This is a genomic window from Hymenobacter aquaticus (assembly GCF_004765605.1).
GTDB lineage: Bacteria > Bacteroidota > Bacteroidia > Cytophagales > Hymenobacteraceae > Hymenobacter > Hymenobacter aquaticus.
Genome location: NZ_SRLC01000001.1, coordinates 272,292 through 296,003, shown reverse-complemented (window position 1 = coordinate 296,003; position 23,712 = coordinate 272,292). Strand labels below are relative to the sequence as shown.

The window sequence follows — 23,712 nt, the reverse complement described above, 5'->3', positions numbered from 1 at the left end:
TATTCCTCGGGGCTGAGTGAAGAGCGTTCAGCTTACTGTTCCGGCCACCAATGTACCAGGCTGTGTCTCATCGGCTGGAGCGGTAGCAGCCACGGCAGCAGCTACGTATTCGGCCGGCAGCTTCTCTTGCTCCAGGCGGCCGTTGCCGTGTAGCAGCCTCTGGTACAGGCGGTTTTCTTCAAAAGTCAATACTGGCAGGTCCATTGACTGGAATGCCCCGCCGGTTTCGTTCTGGTGGAAGCGGCGAAACGCTTGCTCATCCATCAGAATGGATTGCAAGGCTGGGTAGTGCGCCCTGGCTTGTGCGAGAATCTGAAAACCATGTACGTCAATGTCGCCCCAGTAAAACAGCTGCTTGTCGCGCAGCCAATCGGCGCCGGACAGCAGGCTGACGGCGAAGCCGCCGCCCCACAGAGCTAGGCCGCCCGGCACGGCCGGGAAGCTCAAGAAAGAGGTCAGGTTTTCGATGATGTAGACGCGCTCAACGGGCAAATCGAGCTGGCGAAACTCACTTGCCCACAAGCTCAGCTGCGACACGGCCGGGTGCAGCCGCAGGGCCGCATCCAGGAAGCGCATCTTCACGCTGGGCTCTTCGACTTCCAAGTGAAACCGGCGAAAGAAGTCTTCTTCGCCTTCCCGGACAAAGTCCGGAATAAGAAAATCCAGCAACCCGCGCAGTACGCTCTGATTACGCTCAATGAACTTGGTGGATAAGGCCAGCGGCAGATTGCGCACGTACTGCCGGGGCTGCGGGCACTGCTGAAAATAGGCGCACACGTGCAGCAGCTCCGGCCAGCACTCTGCCTGTTCGACCACCAGCATCGGCCGCCGGGCTACGTATTCTGCCAGCTGCGGCACCGTAGTTCGGATCAGCTCCACGTCGCGCCGGAAATCCGCGTACTCGGCGGTCTTGTCGGTGAAGTCGAGCAAGTCGGGGGCCGTTTCAAAATAGATGCGGCTGATTTCGCTTTGCCGGGTCTTGCGGTTAAGCTTCAAATCCAGCGAATAGCCGCGGCCGGTGCGGGCTTTGGAGTGTAGCAGCAGCTCCGCCTGTTGGGCGTAAATGTGTTCGGGGCCCTGGGAGCGGTCCACAGCTTTGCTCACGCGCACGGAAAGCGGAAACAGCTCCTGTTCCGTGAAATACGCCTCCAGCAGCGCGGGGTAATGGCGCGCAGCTTTGCGCCGCAGCTCGGGCAAAGTTATCATGACTCCAGTTCAGCTTCGGCGGCCAGCAGTACTTCTTTTTTCTGGTGGTACTCCAGGATGGGAATGTCGCGCACCACGGAGCAGTCTTTGTGGTGCTTGGCCTTGGTAACCCAGTGGATAACCGATACATCTTTTTCCACCAGATGAATAGAGGTCAGCGGCGTGACGACCATCAGTTGCAGACCCAGGCTACGGCAGAGCTGCAGCAGGTACTTCGACTTGTCTTCGTCGAGCTTGCTGAAGGCTTCGTCGACGACGATAAAGCGGAACGATTTCCACGGGTTGGTGGCCTGATTCATGCCGAACTGGTAGGCAATGGCCGCACCCAGCACCGTGTAGGCCAGTTGGGCTGCTTCGCCGCCGGAGAGGCTGCCGGAGTTTTCGTACACCCGAAACGGCTTGTTCTCCGCCTTGTAGTACTCACGGGCTTTGAAGTCGGACCAGTTGCGCACGTCGGTTACTTCCTGCCGCCACTTCTCATTTTCCTGCAGCTGCCGAATGAAGGGCTGGATGTGCTGCACGAAATGGTCGATTTCGGCCTGCTTGGGGTCGGAAGCCAGGGCCAGCTGCGTGCGGTCGGGCTGCCAGCTGGGCATATCGATAAAGCGAAACTCGTGGACGCGGGGCCGGCGGGTATTGGTGCGCTCCAGCTGGATGTACGTATCGGGGGCGAGGTTAAAGGTGATGTCGCGCAAGGACCGATTGATCTGCTCGATGGTTTCGCAGATGTGTTCGTGCTGCTGCTCCAAGGAGCCGCAGTAATCGGTCAGTGCGTTGGTGACGCCGCGCTTGAACTCCTCGCGAAAGCGCAGCTCGAGCGTGGCTAGCTGCTCTTCCCGCAGTTGCTCGTACAGGGCGAGGTAGTCAGACCGGCGGTTTAGCTCGTTGGTCCACTCGTGCAGGTCGCTGCTCCAGTCCGCGAACTTCTCCGTCACGGCCTTGCCGGGCCGCAGGAACGCATCCATACGCCGCTGCAGCTGCCTGGCCATCTGGCTGCTTTCCTGCTGTAAGGCGGTCAGGCGGGCACCTAGGCCTATTTCCAGCTGGTTTTTTTGGTCGTCGAAGGTAAGATAAGTCACCTGCCCAGCCAGCGGCGCGGTTAGCTCCTGCAAGGCTGCCAGCGCGGCCGTCAGCGCCGGCTCGTCGTAGCGTTCCACCTTCTGCTGCTGCTTTTCGCGCTCCGTACGCAGTAGTTTCAAACCGGCTTCGGTTTCGCCGATTTTCTTGTTGGTAGCCGTACGCAGGTCATCTATTTTTTTAAGTTCGGCTTTCACTTGGGCTAGCTGCTCCTCCATAACGCGCAGGGGCGCGTTGGCGTATTCCAGCTCGCGCCTGCGGGTCAGCAGCTTTTCCACGCGCAATACCACGGCTTGCCAGTCCAGCTCCGCGAAGTCCCGAAATTCGGTTAGCCGCTCCAGTTGGTGCCGTCGCTGCTCCAGCTGTTTCAGCTGCTTGCCAAGCTGGGCCAGCTGCTGGGTGGTCTGGTCGATTTCGGCACTGACGGCGCGGGCGCGGCCTTCCAGCTCGCGCCGCAGTTCCCGGTTGTCCCAGCCCAGAATGTGGCGGTGCTGGGTATCGTCCCGTTCGTGGCGGTTCTTGTTGCGGCTGAGGCCGGAGGGCAGCAGCGCCTTGCCGAGCCGCTCAAAAGCCGCCTGCTCCGTCACGCACACGTAATCGAAGCGGCTGGCGACGTGCTGCTCCACCCAGTCGGCGTAAGGACTTTGGGGGTTGAATTCCAGCCGGGCTACCAGCATCCGCTCATCGGCGGGCGGCAGCCGGAAAGCCGTGGAGTCTACCTGATGGTAGACGATCTTGCCGCGCAGGTTGCGCTGGGCGTGCACGTAGGCGTTGACGGCCGAATACAGCGCGGGCGGCACCAGTAGGCTCAACCCGAAGCTGTGCAGCTTTTTCTCCACCGCGTCGTTCCACCGGTCTTTATCTTCGGCGCGCACCTGCATCACCTCGGCCGCGAATGGAATCTGAGATTCGGTGGCCCGCACCGCCTGCAATAGTTCCTGCCGAATTTCGGCCACCCGGCCCGTAATCTTGCCGGCACTGCCGCGCAGCTGCTCGATTTCAGCCAGCAGATGGTCATATTCCGTTTGCAGCTGTTGCTGCCGGATGCGCCCGTGCATCTGCTGCTCCTTCATGTCCTCCAGGTGCTGCTCAGTGGCGGCGCTTAGGGTGCGTAGCTGGGCCAGGCTCTGGCGGAAGATGGCGTCGTCGGGGTCGGTAGGCAATGTCAGCTGCCGCGCCAGGGCATTGTAGTCTTGCAGCTTCCGCTCCTTGCCTGCCTTTTCTTTTTCAGCGGCATCAATATCACGCGCCAGGTCCTGAATCAGGCGGAGCATATCATTCGCGGCCCACTGCCGTTCCAGGTCCAGGCGCTGCGCGTCCGTGGTGTCCCAGGCGTTTTCGTGCTGCGCCAGCTCACGTTGCAGCCGGTCCAGCTCCTCGTCCTGCCGAGCCAGCTCCGCAGTCCAGATGGATACCTGCTCACGGGCCCACCAAGCCGGCAGCCACTGCTGCTGGTATCGTGTGTGCTCCAGCAGCTGCTCTAGGTCGTCGTAGCTGCGACTGAGGTCGTGGATGGGCTGCAGCAGGTCCAGCTGCGTGCGGGCTTTTTCCAGCGCCTGGTACGACGCCAGCAGGGTCTGATAGCTGGTCAGCAGCTTGTCGAAAGCGGCTTCGGCAGTGTTATCCTCCAGCATGTTGGCCCGAATAAATTCGTCCAAATTACCCAGCACCTTCATGCCGACGGTCTGGTTGAACAAAGTCAGCGCCTTTTCGCTGCGCATGCCAAACAGCTGCCGGAACCGTTCGGCGTAGCGGGAGAAGCCGTCGAATACCTCGAGCGACTTACCCACAGGCTGATTTTTGAGCTGCCGCAACCACTGCCCGCCGGAATCGAAGCGAATGTGCTCGGCAATGCTCAGCTCCTGCCGGGCCACCAGAAACCGCCGTTGCAGCTGCCCCTGGCTGAACCAGCGCACCTGCGCCAGCGTCACCGGGCTGGCCTGCTCATTGACGAACACGCCCAGCACGACGGAGTAAGTAGTGCCGCGCTGGCGCAGCTTTTCCACCCGCGAGTGCGCCTGCTCTTCCCCCTGCGTGCGGCCGTAATGGCCTTCCACGTACGATTCTTCCGTGCGCTCCTTTGTACTCTGTGCCCCCGACGACTGATTGAAAAACCGCTTTTTAGGGCTTACCAACAGGGCCAGCAGCCCATCGACGAGGGTGGTTTTGCCCGAGCCGTTGGCTCCCGTCAGCAAGGAATTCTGCGCGTCGGGCCCCACGCTCCAGATGTCCTGCCCGGAACTGCCTTCGTGAAACGTGCCCCAGTTAAACAGCTCCAGGGTTTTGAGCCGGTAGCCGGCCTGCTCTTTTCCGGTATCAAACAGACTCAACATAGGCTTGCAAGCGGAGGCGAAATTCTTCGAGTTTCGATAGGCTGATTTTAGCCTTGAGCAGAGGCTTCACTTCGTATTGCGTCTGGTCGGGCTGCAGGTCGTCGCGCCGGGTGGTTTTCAGGAACCCGTGGCTTTCCAGCTTGCCGATCAGCTCATCGAGACGGCTGAGCTGCGCCTTCTGATTGGGCTGCTGCTGAAAGAACAGCTCCACCCGCTCCCGCACGTCGGCCCGGGTTACGAACAGGCGGAGGCTACCGGCCGTGGGGCTGCTTTCGTGCTCCTCCAGCCACTCGCGCAGCACCACGCACAGCAGGCTTTGTTCGTAGTTGAGCGGAATGCGGCGCAGCAGCTTCAGGGGCGCGTCCTCATCGTCGGGGCCGCGCTCAGGCTGCACCAGCCGGGCATACCCTTGGTTGGCGTTCAGCTCGACTTCTACGCCGATGTCCTCAAAATGCGCCCGTACGGCCCGCTCGTGCTTTTGCAACAGGTCCCAGTAAGGATGATCATCGGTGTAGAGTGCGTGGCTCTGCAACAAGCGAATGATAACGGAGGCGTAAGGTTTAGCCATACCATGATCTGATTAACGACAAAAGATTAGCTCTGGAAACTCGCAGGCCCGGCCCTCACCCAGGTCGAACAGCACTTTCTGCTCATCCCGAATCAGGTGCTTGGCCGAAGCCGCCGCGATGCTCCCGTAGGCCAGCAGTTCGGTCAGCCCATACCGCAGCCCGAAGGTTTGCACTACCTGCTGCAAGCTTACCTGGCTTTGCTGAAGCAGCAGGGCTTGAATCTGGCCGATGAGCACGGACTTATCTATAACCCGCCGGTTCACCAGGGCTGTCAGGTCGGGCGCGTCTTCCGGGGCGGCCAGACGTAGCTCGCGGGCCGTAATGGTCTCCTGCCGCGGTTTCAGCGACACTTCCGCGGCGGTGGCGCAATACTCAGCCCGGCCATCCAGCTCCAGAAACACCTCGGTTGGCGGGGGTGGCCGGTCCATCACCTCAAAGGCCAGCCCACGGATATCACGCATGAGCGCCAGCGACTGGCGCCGGTCCTGCAGGTTCTTCTCCGCCACTATCTTCTCCAGCTTCCGCGCCAGCAGCTGAAAGGCCGTATTGACCTTCTGCCCCTCCCCCAGCAGGTGCGACTTTATTTTGCGCAGCAGCTGCGCGTCGCCGGGCGCGATGTCGCGGGCCTGTAGCAGGTCGAATACCTGACGGATCAGCTCGTCCAGCTCGGCTTTCTGACGCGGGTCGTTCAGGTGCTGGTAGAAGGCGTCGAAGCTGCGCCCCTGGTCGGTCTGGCGCAGCTCATCCAGCGCATCCAGCGCCAGGGTCAGCAGGCTGCCTTTGGTGTGGGGCCGGGTGGTCTGTTCCTGGTAAATCTGCTGCGTGATGTGCCGGAAGTTGCCTTCCACTTCCCGAAAGTCCTTCAGCAGGCTACGCGCCAGTGCATTCACCGCCTCGAAACGCTCCTTGACCTGATAGTCCTCGAAGGGCTGCACCGTGCGGGTGAGCTTCAGCTCCCGGATCTGCCGGTCCAGGTCAGCGCGCTGGGTTTCCAGCTCGGCCACGCGGGCTTCCCAGTCGTTTTGCGACTCGCGCACCAACTCCCGCAGCTTTTGGAGGATATCCAGAAACCGGGATTCAGTGCCCACGAAGGAACGCTTGGTGAGCTGGGAGGTTACCCAGTCGAGTACGCTTTCCAGGGCGGGCGTCAGGCAGTGCTGGTCTTCTCCCTGATCATCGGTATAAAGCGTCAGGTAGCCCTGCTGCACCCAGTCCCGAAGGAACTTCGCTGCTTTTTCTTCGGGCGCGGCACTAAGCGCTGCTACGTCGCCTTCCTCGCCCGTAATGTTCCAGTCCTGGAGAAAATCCGTCAGCTGCGCCAGCAACACCGCGTGGCTGATGACAGGATTATAGGTTTCGGCTTTGAAGCTTTGCTGCAAAAAGCACAAAATCAGCGCGGCATTGCGGGCCCGCAGCACGCGAAGCGAAGCGGCGCCCCGTTCCGGGTGAAAAAATGCCTGGTAGTCGGGATAGGTCGGCATGAACAGTGCAGAACGTAATAATAATTCGAGTATGAATTAGCTGATCAGTTGCTACTGGCTACAAAGTAGTTACTTTAGCCCAACTTCCATAAAGGTCATTTCTCGATAATTCATGTAGTGCCTATGATGTATTGGCTACTCTATATCGGCGTGATTTGGCTGTGCGCAGCCCGCGCCCAAAAACGTGGCCGCTCGGCCTGGGGCTGGGGTATTTTCGCCTTGCTGCTGCCCCCGGTGGCTTTTTTGGCTACCTGGTTTGTCGGCTCCAAACCGGTGCCTGCGCCTAAACCTACTTCGCGAACTCCGGCTCTGGCTACGCCCGCCGTCGCCAAGCCAATGGCTCCCTCGCCGGCAGCCTCGCCCTCCCAGGCTCCGCGCCCTACTACGCCTATGCCCGTTAGTATGTCAGCCCCCGCCGATGCATCTATTGTCGATATAACCGGCCAGGCGTCGGTTCTAATTCAAGTATCGGCAGCGCCGGTAGTTCCTACCCCGGCAGCTGCGCCTGCTGCCCCGCCGGCGTACCCGGTCTACGATTACGCGCCGCCCAAGCTGGGCAAGATTTACGGCCAACAGCTCGGGCTGACGGCGCAGCAAATCAGCTGGCTCAACAAATTCTGGTGCCCAGACAACGTATTTCTCGCCATCGAGAGCGCCCGGCAGGCTACGGTGCTACTCTACGTGGCCGTGCTCAAAGAGCTGGAACGCCAGTTCAAAGCCGAGGGCTCGACGCTGGCCCAGGAAGTGAAGGCCCTAGACGCGCAAGCACAGCAAGCCTATCGGCAGGCATACTCCTGGTACAGCGGCGGGTCGTACACGTCGGCCGGTGAGCAGGCCGGCGCCGATGTGTACCTGACCATGTTCAAGCAATGTGAAAACGCGGTGCGTGAGCAATTTGGCCACAAACGCAAGATCAGCAGCCAATTTTCCGCCCAGCTCACGTCGCTCGACCAAGCCTACCAACAACGTTTTGGCAATCGGGTACAAGCTCTACTGCCTGAGTTGGCACCCCGAATTCCTGGCCCCGACGCCGCTACCGAACTGGCCCTGAACGCCCAGAATACCACCCGCTGGAAAACGGCTTTCGACCAGTTGGCGGCACAGCTTCCGCACGACACAGCGGGTTTCGCGGCGGGCGTATACCGGCTGGGCGAGCTGAATGCCCACAATCCGGCCGTTGAGAATATCTTTTTTGAGGCCTCCCGGACACTGGCCCGGCACGACCCCGAAGAGTCACTTCGGTTGTACCTGCACTACCTGCACCACGATTTCCAATCGGCCACTGTCAACAATAAGCAGCTGGCCAAAACCATCCAGAAAAGCCTGTTTGCTCAACCGGAGCACCTGGAGCGGTTCGAGACCATCGTACAGCAATTCACGCGGGACAAGGACCTCGCCCGCGCCCTGGAGCAGGTACCGCAGGTATATGCCCGGCAGCGCCGGAAAATTCAGTTGGACATGGGCGCCGTGCAGGCCGTACGGCAACAACACTCCGGCACCGTTGAGCGGCTCAACGAATACCTACGCGACGAGCCGGAGGTGCTTACGCCACCTGCGGCCACCCCAGTGCCCGTTGGCCTCCCAAGTGCCGACGTAGCCGAAATACAGCTGACCGTGGCAGCCCCGGCCCCAACCGGCCGCTTCGGCAGCGCCGTCGCGCTGACGGCTACCCAGCAGGAGTTGCTGCTCTTGTTTGCCGACTCGACTCTGACGCTGCCCCAGGCCCAGGTAGAAGCATTTGCCCGCGACCGGGGTGCCCTGCGCAATCAGCTCATCGACAGCATTAATGATGGCTGCTATGAGCTACTCGATGACGTGCTCATCGAGGAAAGCGGCGACGATTACACGATTTACGAACCCTACTTCCAGCAGCTTACCACTCCATGCTAGACAACCTCAAACCCAAAGAGGCCACGGCCATCATCAACTCGCTGCTGGGCGGCGTCGTGCCCAAGCTGGGCGTACAGCACATCACCGTAGGCCGCTCGCCCGAAATCGAAGCGTTTCTGCACACGCTCGACGACGTAAAAAATGGCCATAGTATGGTCAAGTTCTGGATCGGCGACTTCGGCTCCGGCAAGTCGTTCATGCTGCACCTGCTCAACACCGTGGCGCTGAAGCAGAAGTTCGTGGTGGCCAACGCCGACTTCACGCCCGATAATCGGCTGTACGCCAACGACGGCAAGGCAGTGGCGCTCTACTCGGCCATCATGGACAACATAGCCATTCAAACCAAGCCCGAGGGTGGGGCACTAGCCACGCTGCTAGAGAAGTGGATCGAGCAGGTGGTCAGCCAGACGGCGCAGCAGCACCAGATTCCGCTGACCGAGGCCCGGGAGCCGCAGCACCTGCCGCGCATGCAGGCGGCCATCATGCAAACCATTCAGGAGCTGACCGATGTAGGGGGCTTCGATTTCGGTACTGTGGTGCTGAAATACTACGAGGGCTACATCACTGATAACGACCTGCTGCGTCGCAATGCCCTGAAGTGGCTGAAGGGTGAATACCGCACCAAGACCGAGGCGCGGCAGGATCTAGGCGTGCGCGAAATCGTCAACGACCTGAATTACTACGACATGCTCAAGAATTTCTGCCGGTTGTTCGTGAGCATGGGTTATAGTGGCTTTATTATCAATCTGGACGAGGCCATCAACCTCTATAAGATTTCGACGGCGGTGATGCGGGAGAAGAACTACGAGAAGATCCTGACTATTTACAACGACTGCTTTCAGGGCAAAATCAACCACTTCTTCCTCAACTTCGCCGGCACCCGCGAGGTGCTGGAAAACGAGCGGCGGGGCTTGTTCAGCTACCAGGCGCTAAAGTCCCGGCTGGAAACCAACAAATTCGAAACCGCGGCCGTGCGCGACTTTGCCCAGCCGGTTATCCGCTTGCGGCCCCTCACCCACAACGAGGTGTTCGTGCTGCTGCAGAAGCTGAAGGAAATCTTCGATTTCAACTACAAAACCCAGCTCGCCATTTCCGACGCCGATATTCAGGCCTTCATGGAGGAGATATTCAACAAGCCCGGCGCCAGCGAATTCCTCACGCCCCGCGAAGTCATCCGCGACTTCCTGAACATCCTGAGCTTGCTGCGGCAAAACCCCGAGTTGGACAAGCGGAAGCTGTTTGGCGACATTCAGATCCGCGACGAGCGCCCCGACGAAACTGCCGTCGATGCCCTGCTCGACAGCATCGAAGTGCTCTGATTCCGATGTCGTATGAACTGCTGGCGGAGCCCGTCCGCCGCTACATCCGCGACCAGCGGTGGGAATCGTTGCGCCCTATCCAAGCGGCGGCCATTCAGCATATCCTAGCCACCGACGATAACTACCTGCTGGCCTCGCGCACCGCTTCCGGCAAAACAGAGGCGGCTTTTCTGCCGATTCTCTCGAAGGTAGATTTTCGAGTGGCCGGCGTGCCGGTGCTCTACATCTCCCCGCTCATCGCGCTGATCAACGACCAGTTTCAGCGCGTGGAGCAGCTTTGCCGCTACCTCGACGTGCCGGTAACCAAATGGCACGGCGAGGCCAGCCGCACAGCCAAGCAGAAGCTCTTACAGCAACCCGCCGGCATCGTGTTGATTACGCCGGAGTCGCTGGAAGCCATGTTCGTCAACGCTCCGTACCAAGTGAAGACGCTCTTTGCCAGCCTGCGCTACGTGGTCATCGATGAAATTCATTCCTTCCTGGGTACTGACCGAGGCATTCACCTACAATCCTTATTGGCCCGCCTGCGGGCGGTGAACACCACCAGTTCGTTTGCCGTCGTGGGACTATCAGCTACCATCGGTGATTACTCGGAGGCCAAGCGCTTTACCGGCGACGAAAGTCGCACCAAGGTGCTGCTCGACCGCACTGGCAAGGACATAGTAGCCCAGTTCCGGTACTTCCCGGCCAATGACACTGGGGGCGACGTGCCCTTGCCGCTGCTCAAAGATCTTTACAAGCAAACCAGTACCAGCAAGGCCCTCATCTTCCCCAACAGCCGTGGCCTGGCCGAAGTTATTGCCGTAAAGCTGCGCCAGATAGCCGACCGGGTGGGAGGCCACCCGTACTATTTCTCGCACCACTCATCGGTGCATAAAGAAGTACGCGAGTACGTCGAGCACTTCGCCAAAAACAACCAGCGCCAGCCCTTCTGCATTGCCTGCACCTCCACCCTCGAGTTGGGCATCGACATCGGCTCGGTCGACAAAGTAGTCCAGGTGGATGCGGCGCACTCCATCGCCTCGCTAATTCAGCGAGTGGGTCGTAGCGGCCGCCGCAACGATGAACAAAGCCAGCTGCTGCTCTACGCCACCGAGCCGTGGAGCCTGCTCCAGTCGCTGGCGTGCTGGCAGCTGTACCAGGAAGGCTTTGTGGAACCACTGCGCACGGCCCGCCTGCCCTACGACCTGCTGCTGCACCAGGCGCTGTCCATCGTCAAGGAACGGTCGGGCTGTAGCCGTGCTGCTTTGCTGATGCAGTTGCGTCAAAATGCCGCCTTCACGGAAATACCTGCGGCCGATGCCGAAGCCGTGGTGGAAGAACTACTCCGCATTGGGTGGTTAGAAGCCTTAGGTGGAGAATTGATTATTGGGGTTGATGGGGAGTTCGTAGTCAACTCGCGGAATTTCTACAGCGTGTTTAAAACCGAGCTGGCGTTGAAGGTGGTACACGCTGGCCAGACGGTTGGCGAAATTCCTTTCTCGCCGCAGGTGCAGGCCGACGAGAACTTGCTACTGGCAGCGCGCATCTGGAGAATCAAATACGTAGACGTACCAGCCAAGCGCGTGGAAGTGGTGCCTGCCCACGATGGCAAAAAGCCCATGTTCTTTGGCGGTGGCGGAGTAGTGCATCCGCGCATCCGGGAGCAGATGCTGCAGTTGCTGAGCACTAAGGCGGTGCCGCCTGAGCTGGACGAAGCCGGGCGGGAAGCCCTGCGCGTCTTGCGGCAGGAATTTGCCGGCTGTGGGCTTCCACCGGAGGTGGGGCCCATGCGTCCGGTACTGGTGCAGGAAGATAAACTAACTCTCTTCACATTCAACGGCACCAAAATCAACCGCAGCCTTACCTTTCTACTTCAATGCCTTGATATCGAGTTCGTCGCAGATGAGCGCAAAAGCAGCCTGACGTTATCCGTGACGCCCGCGCTGCTGAATGATTTATTTGAGCAACTGCGCCTCTTCGCCTTAGACGTGGACTTCCATCTGCAAGATGCAATTGCCAATAATCCTGGGTTGCTGGAGTTTGCCAAGTGGGGAGAAGCGCTGCCGCTGCAGTTCCAGGTAGCCATCCTGAAGGAACGCTATTTTGATTTCGGGGGCGCGGCGGAGTTCTTGGAAAAAACGGAAGTAGTAAGTTCACTTAATGCTAGCAATAGCTAGACGAAGGTATTAAGCATTCCAATCCGGGTCATTATGAGGTGGTTTAGCTAAGCTGGACACTTTTCGGACGTGGGTTGAAAGTAGGTTTCAAAGTGGTTGGGCGAGTCGTAGCCGAGGGCGGAGTGACGCCGCTCGCCGTTGTAGTAGGCCATGTAGTGCGCCAGCTCGAGGCGCACTTCTTCGAGGCCGGGGAAGCTACCGCCGTCGAGCAGTTCGGTTTTGAGCCGGCTCCAAAAGGATTCGGCTTGCGCGTTGTCATAGCAGTTGCCCCTTCGGCTCATGCTTTGCGTAGCACCGTGTTTGACCAGCAGGTCGCGAAAGCGTGTGGCCGTGTATTGGCTGCCTTGGTCGGAGTATCCGACGAGCCCGGCCGGCGGTTGGCGTACCACCAAAGCGCGGCACAGCGCCTCGCTCACCAAGTCTTCGGGCATGGTTGCGCGCAAATCCCAGCCCACGATTTTGCGCGAGCAGGCATCCTGCCAACTGGCCAGGTACAACCAGCCGCCGCCCTGCTCAGGCAAGCAGGTACTGTCGCCCACCCAGACCCGGTTGGGGGCAGTGGGGCTGACCCAGCAAGCAGTTCGGCGCTACACGCTGACCGGAATCGGTCGTGCGCGGTACGAAGCAGCGGGGTTGCTAAGCCCGCAGGCCGTGGGCGGCCCGCCCGGTGGCCTGCGGCATGCACCTCGGCACGCGCCGGCTGCGGCTCGCTCCCAGGCCGGGGCCGGCTGCCCACGCCGCTGCCGCCAGGCATAGTAGTAGAGACTACTCGGAGCCACCTGCAGCAGGGTGCACAGCGCGCGTACCGGCCCGTGGTGGCGGTGCCGGTCGATGAAGCAGTAGCGGCTCACGGCGTCTCGCGGCTGAAGATGGCTAAGGCTTTTTTTAAAACGGCCACCTCCCGCTCCAGGCGCTGATTCTGCGCCCGCAACGCGCGCCACTCGGGGTCTTGCGCCTGCGCCGTACTACCGGCTTCTGCTTCGGCTTGTGCCCGCCGCCAGCGGTAGAGCAGCGTCTCGCTGATGCCTAATTGCTGCGCCGCCGCACGCGTTGAACGGCTTTCTCGAGCTAGACGCAACGCTTCGGTCTTGAGCGCCTCGTCGTATTTGCGCCGCTTATCCGGCTGACTGATGTGCAACGTACTTGCCATGACAAAGGGAAAGTACGTCCGAATTCTGTCCGGCTCAACTGGACCACCTCACTTGCCACCGTACCCGGTATTTTCAACAAAGCATCATGCTTGCACGGTCCCACTCACGGCCCCAGTAACAGAAAACCCTCGACTGCAGCTTGCAATCGAGGGTTTTGGTGATCCCGCTGGGATTCGAACCCAGGACCCGTACATTAAAAGTGTACTGCTCTACCAGCTGAGCTACAGAATCGTTTATTTGCACTCGGGAACTATCTTCCCTGATTGCGGATGCAAAAGTAGAGGTACCCGCGTAACATTCCAAATGCTTTGTTGAAAAACGCCTTCTTTTTTTTCCTGTGCTCCTGGCTCACTATTCAAGAAGCTAGCAGTCAAAACAGTAGCCCCGCCATTGAAAAAGCCGACTCGCTGTTTGCGCGGGGCCGCTACGAGGCCGCGTATCCGCTTTACCGGCAGGAGCTGCGGCAGGGGTTTACGTCGGCCCGGGCGCTGGTGCGCATGGCCTACATCCAGGAAGGGCTGGGGCATTACCCGGCGGCCCTGTATTATCTGAGCCTGGCGCACCGCCGCAAGCCCAGCCATGCTACCTGGCACAAGATGACGGAACTGGCCCAGAGCAACCGGCTGGCCGGCTACCCCGATACCTGGCGCACCAAGTTGCTGATTACTTTTCGCCGCTACTACTATCTCATATTGCAGGGCCTGCTGATTGGGGCCGTGCTGGGCGGGGTGCTGTTGCTGATGCGGCCCCGCACGACGCGGCCGTGGTGGGTAGTATATGGGATATACCTGGCAGCAGTAGGGTTTTACCTGAACTTTCTGCGCTTCAGCCAGGTAGGCCTGGTGGCCCGGCCCCACGCCGCCCTGATGAGCGGACCCAGCGCCGGCGCCACCTGGCTGACCACGGCCCGGGCCGGCGACCGGCTGCTGGTGCGCAACCAACAGGATATCTGGTACCGCGTGGAATGGCGCAACCGCGACGCCTACATCCGCCGCGACGACCTGCTGCTGCTCGACTAACCGCCCGCGGCGGTATAGCTGACGGCCACGAAAAAGGCCCGGCAAATACTTGCCGGGCCTTGTGCATCTTGTTTCGCCGCTTACTTCACCGGCGAGCCTTCTTCTTTGCGGAAGTGGTTTAGCACCAGCTTATCGGCCAGGCCGGGCAGCCATTTGTTGAGGAAGACGGTGAGCTTGCCCTGGGCCGTGAGCACCAAGTCGCGGCGGCGCTGCTGCACGGCTTGCAGCAGGTGGTGGGCCACTTCCTCGCTGGTCATCATCTTGCCTTCGTCGCGCGGCGACTCGCCCTGGGCGGAGCCGTCGGCGGCCAGGGCGGTTTGGCGGATGTTGGACGCCGTGAAGCCGGGGCAGGCCACCAGCACGTGCACGCCCTGGGGCAGCAGCTCGGTGCGCAGCGCTTCCAGAAAGCCCTGCATGGCAAACTTGGAGGCCGAATAGCCTGTGCGGCCCGGCAACCCCCGGTAGCCGGCAATGCTGGAAATGCCCACGATGGAACCCTTGGCAGCCAGCAGGTGCGGCAGGGCAAACTTGGTGGTGTAGACCGTACCGAAAAAGTTGGTTTGCATCAGCCGGCGAATCACGTCCAGGTCGGCATCCTGGAACATGGCCCGCATCGAAATGCCGGCATTGTTGATCAGCACGTCGAGGCGGCCGAAGGCGGCAATGGTTTCGGCCACGGCCCGCGCCGAATCGGCCTCCACGCCGACGTCGGCGCGCACGGTGCGGTGGGCAATACCGTGCTGGGTCAGCTCGGCGGCAGTGGCCGCCAGGCGGGCTTCGTCGCGCCCGGTGACAACGACTTGCGCGCCGGCCTGCCCAAACACCAGGGCGCAGGCCCGCCCAATGCCGGAGGTGGCCCCCGTGATAAGCACCACTTTTCCTTTCATATAACGCTAAAGTTGGATGATTGCCGGCTACACTTTACGCTGCCGGACAAGGCAAAACTACGGCTTTTTGGGCGTTTGCCGGGATTTGCAAGCCCACTATTTCAATTTGCAGAGACACCGTTGGCCTATTTCCGGAATTGGATTTAGTCGCTACATTTAGGGACGGAAAAATCCTTCTCTTCCGGGTCGTTACTATGATGCAACCTCTACGCGTGCGGCGCTGGGCGCCGGTTTTTCAGTGTTCTTTGGCAATGGTTCTGGCGCTGAGTGGCGGCCGGGCGCAGGCGCAGTGCCCCGCGGCCACCTCGGCCTGCACGCCGGGCTCGGCCCCGAGCAGCAGCTACCCCTTCGGAATGGGAATCCTGAACGTGACGCTGGGCACCATCAACAACACGACGGCGGGCGTGCAGGATGGCTACCGCGACTACTCCTGCTCCGGCGGCACCCTGCTGAACGTGGGGGCCGACTACCCTATTACGGTGCGCACCAACACCAACACGAACGAAAACGTGCGGGTCTGGATTGACCTCAACAACGACGGCGCGCTCAACGCCACCACCGAGTTGGTGTTCAGCTCGGACGCCAAGAAAGTGCATACCGGCACGGTGCGCCTGCCCGTGGGCACCACCATCGGCACCCGCCTGCGTATGCGCGTGGCCGCCGACTACAGCAACTCCCCCATTCCGACCCCGTGCTCGGCCCCGCAGTATTCGCAGACGGAAGACTACGCCGTGACGGCGGCCGTCAGCTCGGTGGCGCCGGTGGCCGAGTTTGTGGCCGACCAGACGCTGACCTGCTCGGGTTGCGTGCAGTTTACCGACCAGACCCAGAACTCGCCCACCACCTGGCTGTGGAATTTCGGCGACAACACCACCAGTAACCTGCAAAGCCCCAGCCACTGCTACGCCACGGCCGGCACCTACACCGTGACGCTGACGGCCACCAACGCGGCGGGCACCAGCACCCGCACCCGCACGAACTACGTGACCTACAACGCGGCGGTACCGGTAGCGGCCAGCTGCACGCCGGCCACCACGGCCTACTGCTGCGGCTACGGCATCACGCAGTTTGCCCTGGGCAGCCTGAGCAAGGCTTCCGCCAACGGCCAGGCCGGCTACGAAGACTTTACCTGCGCCAGCCGCGTGGACCTGACCGAGGGCAACTCCTACGCGGTCAGCGTGACGACGGGGCCCAGCAACCCGCAGGATACGCGCGTGTGGCTGGATCTGAACAACGACGGCAGCTTCGGCGCCAACGAACTGCTCTTTACGGCCCTGAACCGCACCAACCCCACGGGCACCGTGCTGATTCCGGCCACGGCCGTGAAAAACCAGCCCCTGCGCCTGCGCGTCATCTCCGATTACGTGGGTGCCCCGGCCGGGCCCTGCGCCCCGCCCCAGCTGGGCCAGGCCGAAGACTACACCGTGACGGTGCGGCCCAATACCAACCCGCCAGTGGCGGCCTTCACCTCCAGCTACGTGCCCACCAGCTGCGTGAACCCGGTGCAGTTTACCGACCAGAGCCAGAACGCCCCGACTTCCTGGCTGTGGAACTTCGGCGACAACACGACCAGCACCCAGCAGAACCCCTCGCACCAGTACACAGCCTCGGGCACTTATGCCGTGACGCTGACGGCCACCAACGCCTTCGGCACCAACACCGTGACCCGGGCCAACTACCTGACCGTTTCGGTGCCCTGCCTGACCTACTGCGCCTCCAACGGCCTGAACAACAACGTGTGGCTTACGAACGTGGGCGTAACGTCGGTGACGGGGCCTACGGTGTCGTTTGCCAACCCGTCTGGCGCCGATGCCGGGGGCTACGGCAACTACGTCAGCCAGACCATTAATCTGCGTCAGGGACAGTCGTACACGCTGAGCACCACGGCCAACCTGAGCTTTCAGCGCACCACCTCGATGTGGCTGGACGTGAACCGCAACGGCACCTTCGACGCCAGTGAGCTGCTGGTCAACGGCACGTCCAACATCAATTCCGCCAACGTCTTTACCATTCCGAACACGGCCGCCGCGCTGGGCTTTACCCGGATGCGCATCGTGATGCGGGCCAACGCCAACCAGGCGCAGGCCTGCGTGCAAAACCAGGCCAACGCCGAAACAGAAGACTACTCGGTGCGCATTGACCTGGTAAACAGCACCGCCGAGGCTCGGCAGCTGCCCTCCCTGAGCCTGTTTCCGAACCCCACGGCGGGCCTGGTGCACCTGCGCCTGGCCGACGCCGCGGCGGCCGGCACCTACACCGTAGCGGTGCTCAACGTGCTGGGCGCCGAGTTGCGCACCACCACCCTGCGCCTGAGTTCCACCACGGAGGCCACCCTAGACCTGGCGGCGCTGCCCCGGGGCCTGTACGTGCTCCGGCTGACGGATGCCGCCGGCCAGACGGCCATCCGGCGCGTGGAGCGCGACTAGTCCGGCCTTTTCTTTCCCGCTTTACCACCACACACGCCTGGCTGGCCCGCTGCAACGTAGCGGGCTAGGCCTTTTTCTTACCGACCCCTATATGCACAAAACTCTACTGCGCAGCTTCTGGCTTCTGGCCCTGCTGATTGGCCTGCGGGCGGCCCCGGCCACCGCATCCCACCTGGTAGGCGGCGAAATGAACTACACCTACCTCGATGCCAACGGCCCGGCGGCCACGCCCTTCCGCTACCGCATCACGGTGCTGCTCTACATCAACTGGGAATGCACCAACCCCACGGATGTGTCGAACGTGCCGGACGGGCGCTGCAACATCTTCGTCAACATCTACAACAAGCAGAACGGCACCCGCCTCAACAGCGGGCAGGCGGCCCAGAACTTCAGCTGCGCCCAGGTCAGCTGCTCGGGCCGGCCCTCGCAGAACGACAGCCAGCCCCAGGGCTCCTACCGGCTGCCGCGGGTGGCCAACCCCTCCATTACGCCGCCCCTGCCCGGGGGCTGCACTTTGCCCGGCGGCCCACCCCCGCCCGTGCGCCTGTGCCGCTACGAGGCCATCGTGAACCTGCCCGTGTCGTTCGACGGCTACTACGTGGTGTATACCGACGGCACGCGCAACCGCTCCATCAACAACCTGCTGCAGCCCGACAACCAGAACCAGACCATCTTCGTGGACATGGCCCCGCCGCTGCTGCCCAACTCCTCCCCGACTTTCTCGGATACGGCTGTGGTGGTAATCTGCCAGGGCGACACGAGCATCGTGGTGAACAACGCCGTGGACGCCGACGGGGACCGGCTGATTTATTCCTTCAGCACTCCCTACAACATTGCCGGGGCCGTGGGCGGCCCGCCGCCCACAGCCTTTACCCCGCCCCCGCCCAGCGTGACGTATATCCCGGGCTACTCGGCCACCGCGCCCTTTGGGCCGGGCGTGGGCAACTACGCCTTTTTGAACGCCAGCAACGGCCTGAGCAAATACGCCACCTCCCAGCAGGGGCGCTACGTGGTGGCCGTGGAAGTCAAGGAATTCCGGAAAATAAACGGCAACGAGGTCCTGATTGGCTCGACTAGGCGCGAAATCCAGCTCGTGTCGCGGCAGTGCCAGCCCAACCGCGCCCCGCAGTTTACGGCCGGCACGCTGGCCAACAAGACCTTTACCATTGAGGAAGGCGAAACCCTGAACTTCAACCTGGCCGCCACCGACCCCGACGGCAACGCCATCAGCCTGAAAGTAAACAGCGTGCTGCTCGACGGGGCGGGTCCGTTCAACGCCAGCTTCGGCGGCGACCAGGGCACCGTGAGCGGCCCCACCGGCACCGTCACGCTGACCGGCACCGGCGGCAACGTCAGCGGGCAGTTCAGCTTCAGCTCGCGGTGCGGCAACGCCCGCAGCACCCTCTACGACGTGGTGGTAACGGCCACCGACCAAACCTGCGGAGCCAAGAGCGTGTCGGACATCTTCCAGATTCGGGTGAACCGCGCGGCCGGGCCGTCGGGCATCACCGGCACGCCGGTTATCTGCGACCAGACCCAGCTATATTCCTACTCGGCCACGGGGCCCACGCCGAGCAGCTACCTGTGGAAGGTGAAGGGCGGCGCCATTCAGGGTGCCAACTCCGGGGCCACGGTGCAGGTGCGCTGGAATGCCCCCGGCACCGGCCGCCTCACGCTCCAGGGCGTGTCGGGTCTGGGCTGCCCCTCTGATTCGGTCAGCCGCGACATTGAAATACGCCCCGCCAGCAGCCTGGCCGTAACGCCCACCAGCGCCACGATCTGCGCCGGAGGCTCCACGACGCTCACGGCCAGCGGGGCCGGGGCCTACACCTGGACCGGCGGCAACCAAAGCTTCACCGGGCCCACCATCACCGTGTCGCCGACCCAGACCACGACCTACACCGTGACCAGCACCGACGGCGTGTGCACGACTTCGCGCCAGGTTACCATCACCGTCAACCCGGCGGCCGTGGCCGATGCCGGCACCGACGTAACCACCTGCTCGGGCGAGGCTAAACCCTTGGGCTCGGCGGCCCTGAGCGGCTACACGTACCAGTGGAGTCCGGCCACGGGCCTGAGCAGCGCGACGGTAGCGCAGCCCACCTTTTTGCAAACCAATACCGGCACCGCATCCCAGCAGTTTACCTACACCGTCACGGCCACCACGGCCCAGGGCTGCACGGCCACCGATGTCGTACTTGTCACCCTCAACCCGGCCGCCGTGGCTGATGCGGGCACCGGCAAAACCATCTGCTCGGGCGGCTCAACGACCATCGGCACCCCGGCCGACGGCTTGGCGGGCCGCACCTACCTCTGGAGCCCGGCTACCGGCCTGAGCGACCCCACAGCCGCCACGCCCACCGTCACGCTGACCAACACCGGTACTGCCCCGCTGGTCGTGCGCTACACGCTCACGGTGACCACAAACGGGGTTTGCGCCACTAGCGCCGGCGTCGACGTGAAGGTGAATCCGGCGGCTCTTGCCGATGCGGGCCGGGACGTTTTCACCTGCTCGGGCGAGGCTAAAACCCTGGGCTCAACGGCTTTGGCGGGCTACTCCTACCAGTGGAGCCCGGCCACGGGGCTGAGCAGCACGAACGTGGCCCAGCCCACCTTCCTGCTAACCAACACCGGCACGACGCCCCAGCAGTTCACGTACACCGTCACGGCCACCACGCTTGAGGGCTGCACCGCTACCGATGTCGTGCTTGTCACCCTGAATCCGGCCGCCGTGGCTGATGCCGGCACGAATAAGGCCTTTTGCTCGGGCGGCTCGGCCGTGCTGGGCAACCCGGCCTCGGTAGTGGCCGGCAGCTCTTACCTCTGGAGCCCCGCTACCGGCCTGAGCAGCACGGCGGTGGCCACGCCCACCGTGACGCTGACCAACACCACGTCGGCCCCGATTACGACTACCTACACCCTGCGCGTGACAACCGACCGGGGCTGCGAGGATACCCAGACGGTCCAGGTAAAGGTGAACCCCGCCGCCGTGGCCGATGCGGGCCGGGACGTTTTCACCTGCTCGGGCGAGGCTAAAACCCTGGGCTCGGCGGCCCTGACGGGATATACCTACCAGTGGAGCCCGGCCGTGGGGTTGAGCAGCACTACGGTAGCCCAACCCACGTTCCTGCAAACCAATACCGGCACCACGCCCCTGCTGTTCACCTACACCCTCACGGCCACCACGCCCGAAGGCTGCACCGCCACTAGCGCGGTAGTCGTGACGCTGAACCCGGCGGCCGTGGCCGATCCGGGCACCAACAAAACCATTTGCTCGGGCGGCTCGGCCGTGCTGGGTAACCCGGCCTCGGCCGTGGCCGGCAGCTCTTACCTCTGGAGCCCGGCTACCGGCCTGAGCGACCCCACGGCCGTAGCGCCCACCGTGACGCTGACCAACACCGGCACCACGCCAACCACCGTAACCTACACCCTGCGCGTCACGACCAACCAGACCTGTGTGGATACCAAAACCGTGACGGTTAAGGTGAACCCGGCGGCCGTGGCCGATGCCGGGCAAGGTCGGCAGCTTTGTTCCAACGAAGCATCCGTACTGGGCACTCCGGCCGTGGCCGGCTACACCTACCAGTGGAGCCCGGCTACCAACCTGAGCGACCCAACCATAGCCCAGCCGGTGTTTCAGCTGGCCAACCAGGGCGGCTCAGTAGAGTTGACTTACACGCTAACCGTGACCAACGTGCAGGGCTGCTCGGCCACTAGTACCGTTCGGGTGAGCGTATACCCGCAAACGGTGGCCGAAGCCGGCCCCGATGCTACCCTTTGCGCCGGCAAGACGGTGCGCCTCGGCGCGACTCCGGCGCGCGGCGGCTATGGCTACCAGTGGAGCCCGGCCACGGGCCTGAACGACCCGACGGCGGCGCAGCCGGTCTTCACCGCCCCGGCCGTTACCGCCCCCCAGACCTTCACGTTTGTGGTGCAGGCCGTAGCCCCCTGGAACTGCCCGGTAACGGATACGGTACGCGTCACGGTCAATCCGCAGGCCCCCGCCGACAACATTCAGGGAGCCCAGTCGGTGTGCCCCACCATCGAGGGCGTGGTCTACCGCATCGTGAACCCGCGCAGCACCGAGTACCGCTGGACGGTCACGGGCGGCACCATCGTCAGCGGCAACGGCACGGCCAGCATCACCGTGAACTGGGGTGGGGCCTCGGCTACGGCCAGCGTGCAAGCCGTGGCCCGCAACCAGTTCCAGTGCGACTCTGACCCGGTGACGCTGCCGGTGGTGATTAACCAGCGCCTGGCCACCGAAACGCCTAAGGGCCCGACCAGCGTGTGCCTGGCCAACGGCCCCTATACCTACTCGGTAGCGCCCACCACCGGCTCCATCTACGCCTGGCAGATTACGGGCGGCACCCAGCTCAGCACCGGGCCCGGCTCGGTGGTGGTGCAGTGGAACGGCCCCGGCACGGGCACCATCGTCGTGACGGAAACCAGCAACCCCAACGGCGGGCCCGTGACCTGCTTCGGCCAGAGTCAGGCCCTGCGCGTGACGGTGCTGCCTTCACCGGCGGCCAACCTGACGATTTCCGGTCCCGACCGGGTGTGTTTGGGCGGGGCAGTGAGCTTTGCCCTGCCGGGCGCGGCCTCCTCTACTTACGCCTTTATCCTGAACGGGGCTCCCCTGGCCAACACCGGCAACTCGGCCACGTTTACGCCCACCACGGCCGGCCCCTACCTGCTCACCAGCCAGGAAACCAACGCCAGCGGCTGCGCCGGCCCGGTGGTGTCGCGCCAGTTCACCGTCGACCCGCTGCCGGCGGCCGTGACGATTACGGGTCCGGCCAGCATCTGCCCCGGCCCCGCCGGCTTTGGCGCCCAGCAGTACTCGGTGCCCAACGCGCCCGGCGCGACCTACGCCTGGACCGTGGTGGGCGGCACCATCCTGAGCGGCAACGGCAGCAGCTCGATTACGGTGAGCTTCACGCCCGGCGCGGAAGACCGCACGATTAGCGTCACCCAGACTTCCAGCTTCGGCTGCGCCGGCCCGCTGGCCTCGCTCACGGTGCGGCCCGACAACGTGGACCTGGCCCTGCGCGCGGCCTCGGTGGCCCCGGGCGACCGGAGCATCACGCTGGGCATGGTCACGGTGAACCCCACCGCCAATACCAGCCAGATCCGGATTCTGCGGCGCGACGCGGGCACCTCGGCGGCCTTCGCGCAGGTCGGCACGGTAGCCAAGGGCACCGGCAGCTTCACCGATACCGGCGTGGATGCTGATGCCAAAGCCTACGACTACCGCCTGGAGTTGCTCAACAACTGCGGCACCACGCTGGCCAGCCGCGAGCATACCACCATCCGGACCACGGCCCTGGCTACGGAAGGCAGCAAGGATGGCCGCCAGGAAGGCACCGTGAAAGTGAGCTGGAACGCCTACAAGGGCTTCGACGTGAAGGAATACCAGCTGTTCCGTACCGCCGGCAACGGCGCGGCCCAGCTGCTGGCCACCGTGCCCGGCACCACGCTCGAACAATCCTTCCCCAGCAGCTCGGCCGGCTTCGACCAGTGCTTCCGGGTAGTGGCCGTGAACAGTGAGCTGGCGGCCATTACCGCTTCCTCCAACGATGCCTGCGTCAACTTCGCCAACGACCTGGTGTTCTACAACATCATGACGCCCAACAACGACGGCATCAACGACGCCTTCTTCATCCGCAACATCGGCCTGTACTCGGGTTACACCATGAGCTTCTACAACCGCTGGGGCAAGGAAGTCTACAAAACGGACCGCTACGCCAATGACTGGAAGGCCGAGCAGCAGTCGGCCGGCGTATACTACTACCTGCTCACGCTCAGCACCGGCAAGACGTACAAGGGCTGGTTCGAGGTGATTAAATAAGCCTACGGACCTGAGACGGATGTTGAGGTGTTGCATCCGGCCTCCTGCGTCAACTTCGCCTGACTTCCTCCAGTTAGGCAATGTGGCCGGTTAGTCCATAGAACGTCATGCAGAGCGTAGCGAAGCATCTCGCGTGCAATGGTATATTATTTACTCTGGCAACGTCAGCACGCGAGATGCTTCGCTACGCTCTGCATGACGTTCTGGTGACTTGCTGACCACACCGCCACGAAAAAAGGCCGCCCTACCCGGGTGGCCTTTTTTCGTGACTTTCCCCGGACCTACTGCTGCCTGCCGCGGCAAGCACTGGTATGGTTGCCGCGTGACATAAGGATGTCATACCT

Annotated in this window: 12 protein-coding genes, 1 tRNA gene and 1 pseudogene; 6 read left to right on the top strand and 8 right to left on the bottom strand. The window is 62.5% G+C overall.

The genetic code is table 11. From position 1 onward, the window contains the following. Positions 1–27: 27 nt before the first annotated feature. Genes E5K00_RS01225 through E5K00_RS01210 form a run of 4 tightly spaced genes read right to left on the bottom strand, consistent with a single transcriptional unit; the run spans position 28 to position 6,666 of the window. Positions 28–1,206 carry a Wadjet anti-phage system protein JetD domain-containing protein gene (locus E5K00_RS01225; RefSeq protein ID WP_135460874.1) on the bottom strand — a complete coding sequence of 393 codons (1,179 nt, stop codon included), beginning with the start codon at positions 1,204–1,206 and terminating at the stop codon, positions 28–30. Further along, the gene (locus E5K00_RS01220; protein ID WP_135460872.1) at positions 1,203–4,616 is read right to left on the bottom strand and encodes an ATP-binding protein; all 3,414 of its coding nucleotides are present in this window, start codon (positions 4,614–4,616) and stop codon (positions 1,203–1,205) included. The genes E5K00_RS01225 and E5K00_RS01220 overlap by 4 nt, the downstream gene beginning before the upstream one ends. Further along, positions 4,600–5,184 carry a DUF4194 domain-containing protein gene (locus tag E5K00_RS01215; RefSeq protein ID WP_135460870.1) on the bottom strand — a complete coding sequence of 195 codons (585 nt, stop codon included), beginning with the start codon at positions 5,182–5,184 and terminating at the stop codon, positions 4,600–4,602. The genes E5K00_RS01220 and E5K00_RS01215 overlap by 17 nt, the downstream gene beginning before the upstream one ends. Positions 5,185–5,196: 12 nt before the next feature. After that, positions 5,197–6,666: a DUF3375 family protein gene (locus E5K00_RS01210; protein ID WP_135460868.1), complete on the bottom strand. Its 1,470-nt coding sequence runs from the start codon at positions 6,664–6,666 to the stop codon at positions 5,197–5,199. Between the two features lie 402 nt (positions 6,667–7,068). Between E5K00_RS01210 and E5K00_RS01205 the strand changes: the two genes are divergently transcribed. Genes E5K00_RS01205 through E5K00_RS01195 form a run of 3 tightly spaced genes read left to right on the top strand, consistent with a single transcriptional unit; the run spans position 7,069 to position 12,034 of the window. Next, complete coding sequence (locus E5K00_RS01205) at positions 7,069–8,556, top strand: tellurite resistance TerB C-terminal domain-containing protein (RefSeq protein WP_167856698.1); 1,488 nt, start codon at positions 7,069–7,071, stop codon at positions 8,554–8,556. Then, the gene (locus E5K00_RS01200) at positions 8,550–9,875 is read left to right on the top strand and encodes an ATP-binding protein (RefSeq protein WP_135460864.1); all 1,326 of its coding nucleotides are present in this window, start codon (positions 8,550–8,552) and stop codon (positions 9,873–9,875) included. Before E5K00_RS01205 ends, E5K00_RS01200 begins: the two co-directional genes overlap by 7 nt. Before the next feature lie 5 nt (positions 9,876–9,880). Further along, positions 9,881–12,034 carry a DEAD/DEAH box helicase gene (locus E5K00_RS01195; RefSeq protein WP_135460862.1) on the top strand — a complete coding sequence of 718 codons (2,154 nt, stop codon included), beginning with the start codon at positions 9,881–9,883 and terminating at the stop codon, positions 12,032–12,034. Positions 12,035–12,081: 47 nt separating this feature from the next. Here the strand turns inward: E5K00_RS01195 and E5K00_RS01190 are convergent. The 3 genes and pseudogenes from E5K00_RS01190 to E5K00_RS01180 form a co-directional block, all read right to left on the bottom strand. Next, positions 12,082–12,588: pseudogene (locus tag E5K00_RS01190) on the bottom strand (IS3 family transposase); the annotation flags it as partial. A gap of 293 nt (positions 12,589–12,881) precedes the next feature. Next, entirely contained in the window at positions 12,882–13,184 is a 303-nt protein-coding gene (locus E5K00_RS01185; RefSeq protein WP_135460859.1) for a transposase, read from the bottom strand. Positions 13,185–13,340: 156 nt separating this feature from the next. Further along, a tRNA-Lys gene (locus E5K00_RS01180) sits at positions 13,341–13,416 on the bottom strand. Between the two features lie 80 nt (positions 13,417–13,496). Between E5K00_RS01180 and E5K00_RS01175 the strand changes: the two genes are divergently transcribed. Continuing rightward, entirely contained in the window at positions 13,497–14,204 is a 708-nt protein-coding gene (locus E5K00_RS01175) for a tetratricopeptide repeat protein (RefSeq protein ID WP_167856697.1), read from the top strand. Between the two features lie 80 nt (positions 14,205–14,284). Here the strand turns inward: E5K00_RS01175 and E5K00_RS01170 are convergent, their stop codons facing one another. Further along, positions 14,285–15,091, bottom strand: a complete 807-nt coding sequence (locus E5K00_RS01170) for an SDR family oxidoreductase (protein ID WP_135460854.1) — start codon at positions 15,089–15,091, stop codon at positions 14,285–14,287. 251 nt (positions 15,092–15,342) lie between these two features. Between E5K00_RS01170 and E5K00_RS01165 the strand changes: the two genes are divergently transcribed. Together E5K00_RS01165 and E5K00_RS01160 are read left to right on the top strand one after the other, a co-directional pair. Next, positions 15,343–17,517: a GEVED domain-containing protein gene (locus E5K00_RS01165; protein WP_245328276.1), complete on the top strand. Its 2,175-nt coding sequence runs from the start codon at positions 15,343–15,345 to the stop codon at positions 17,515–17,517. A gap of 91 nt (positions 17,518–17,608) precedes the next feature. After that, positions 17,609–23,368 (top strand): gliding motility-associated C-terminal domain-containing protein, encoded by a 5,760-nt coding sequence (locus E5K00_RS01160; RefSeq protein WP_167856696.1) that lies wholly within the window; start codon positions 17,609–17,611, stop codon positions 23,366–23,368. Positions 23,369–23,712: the final 344 nt, after the last annotated feature.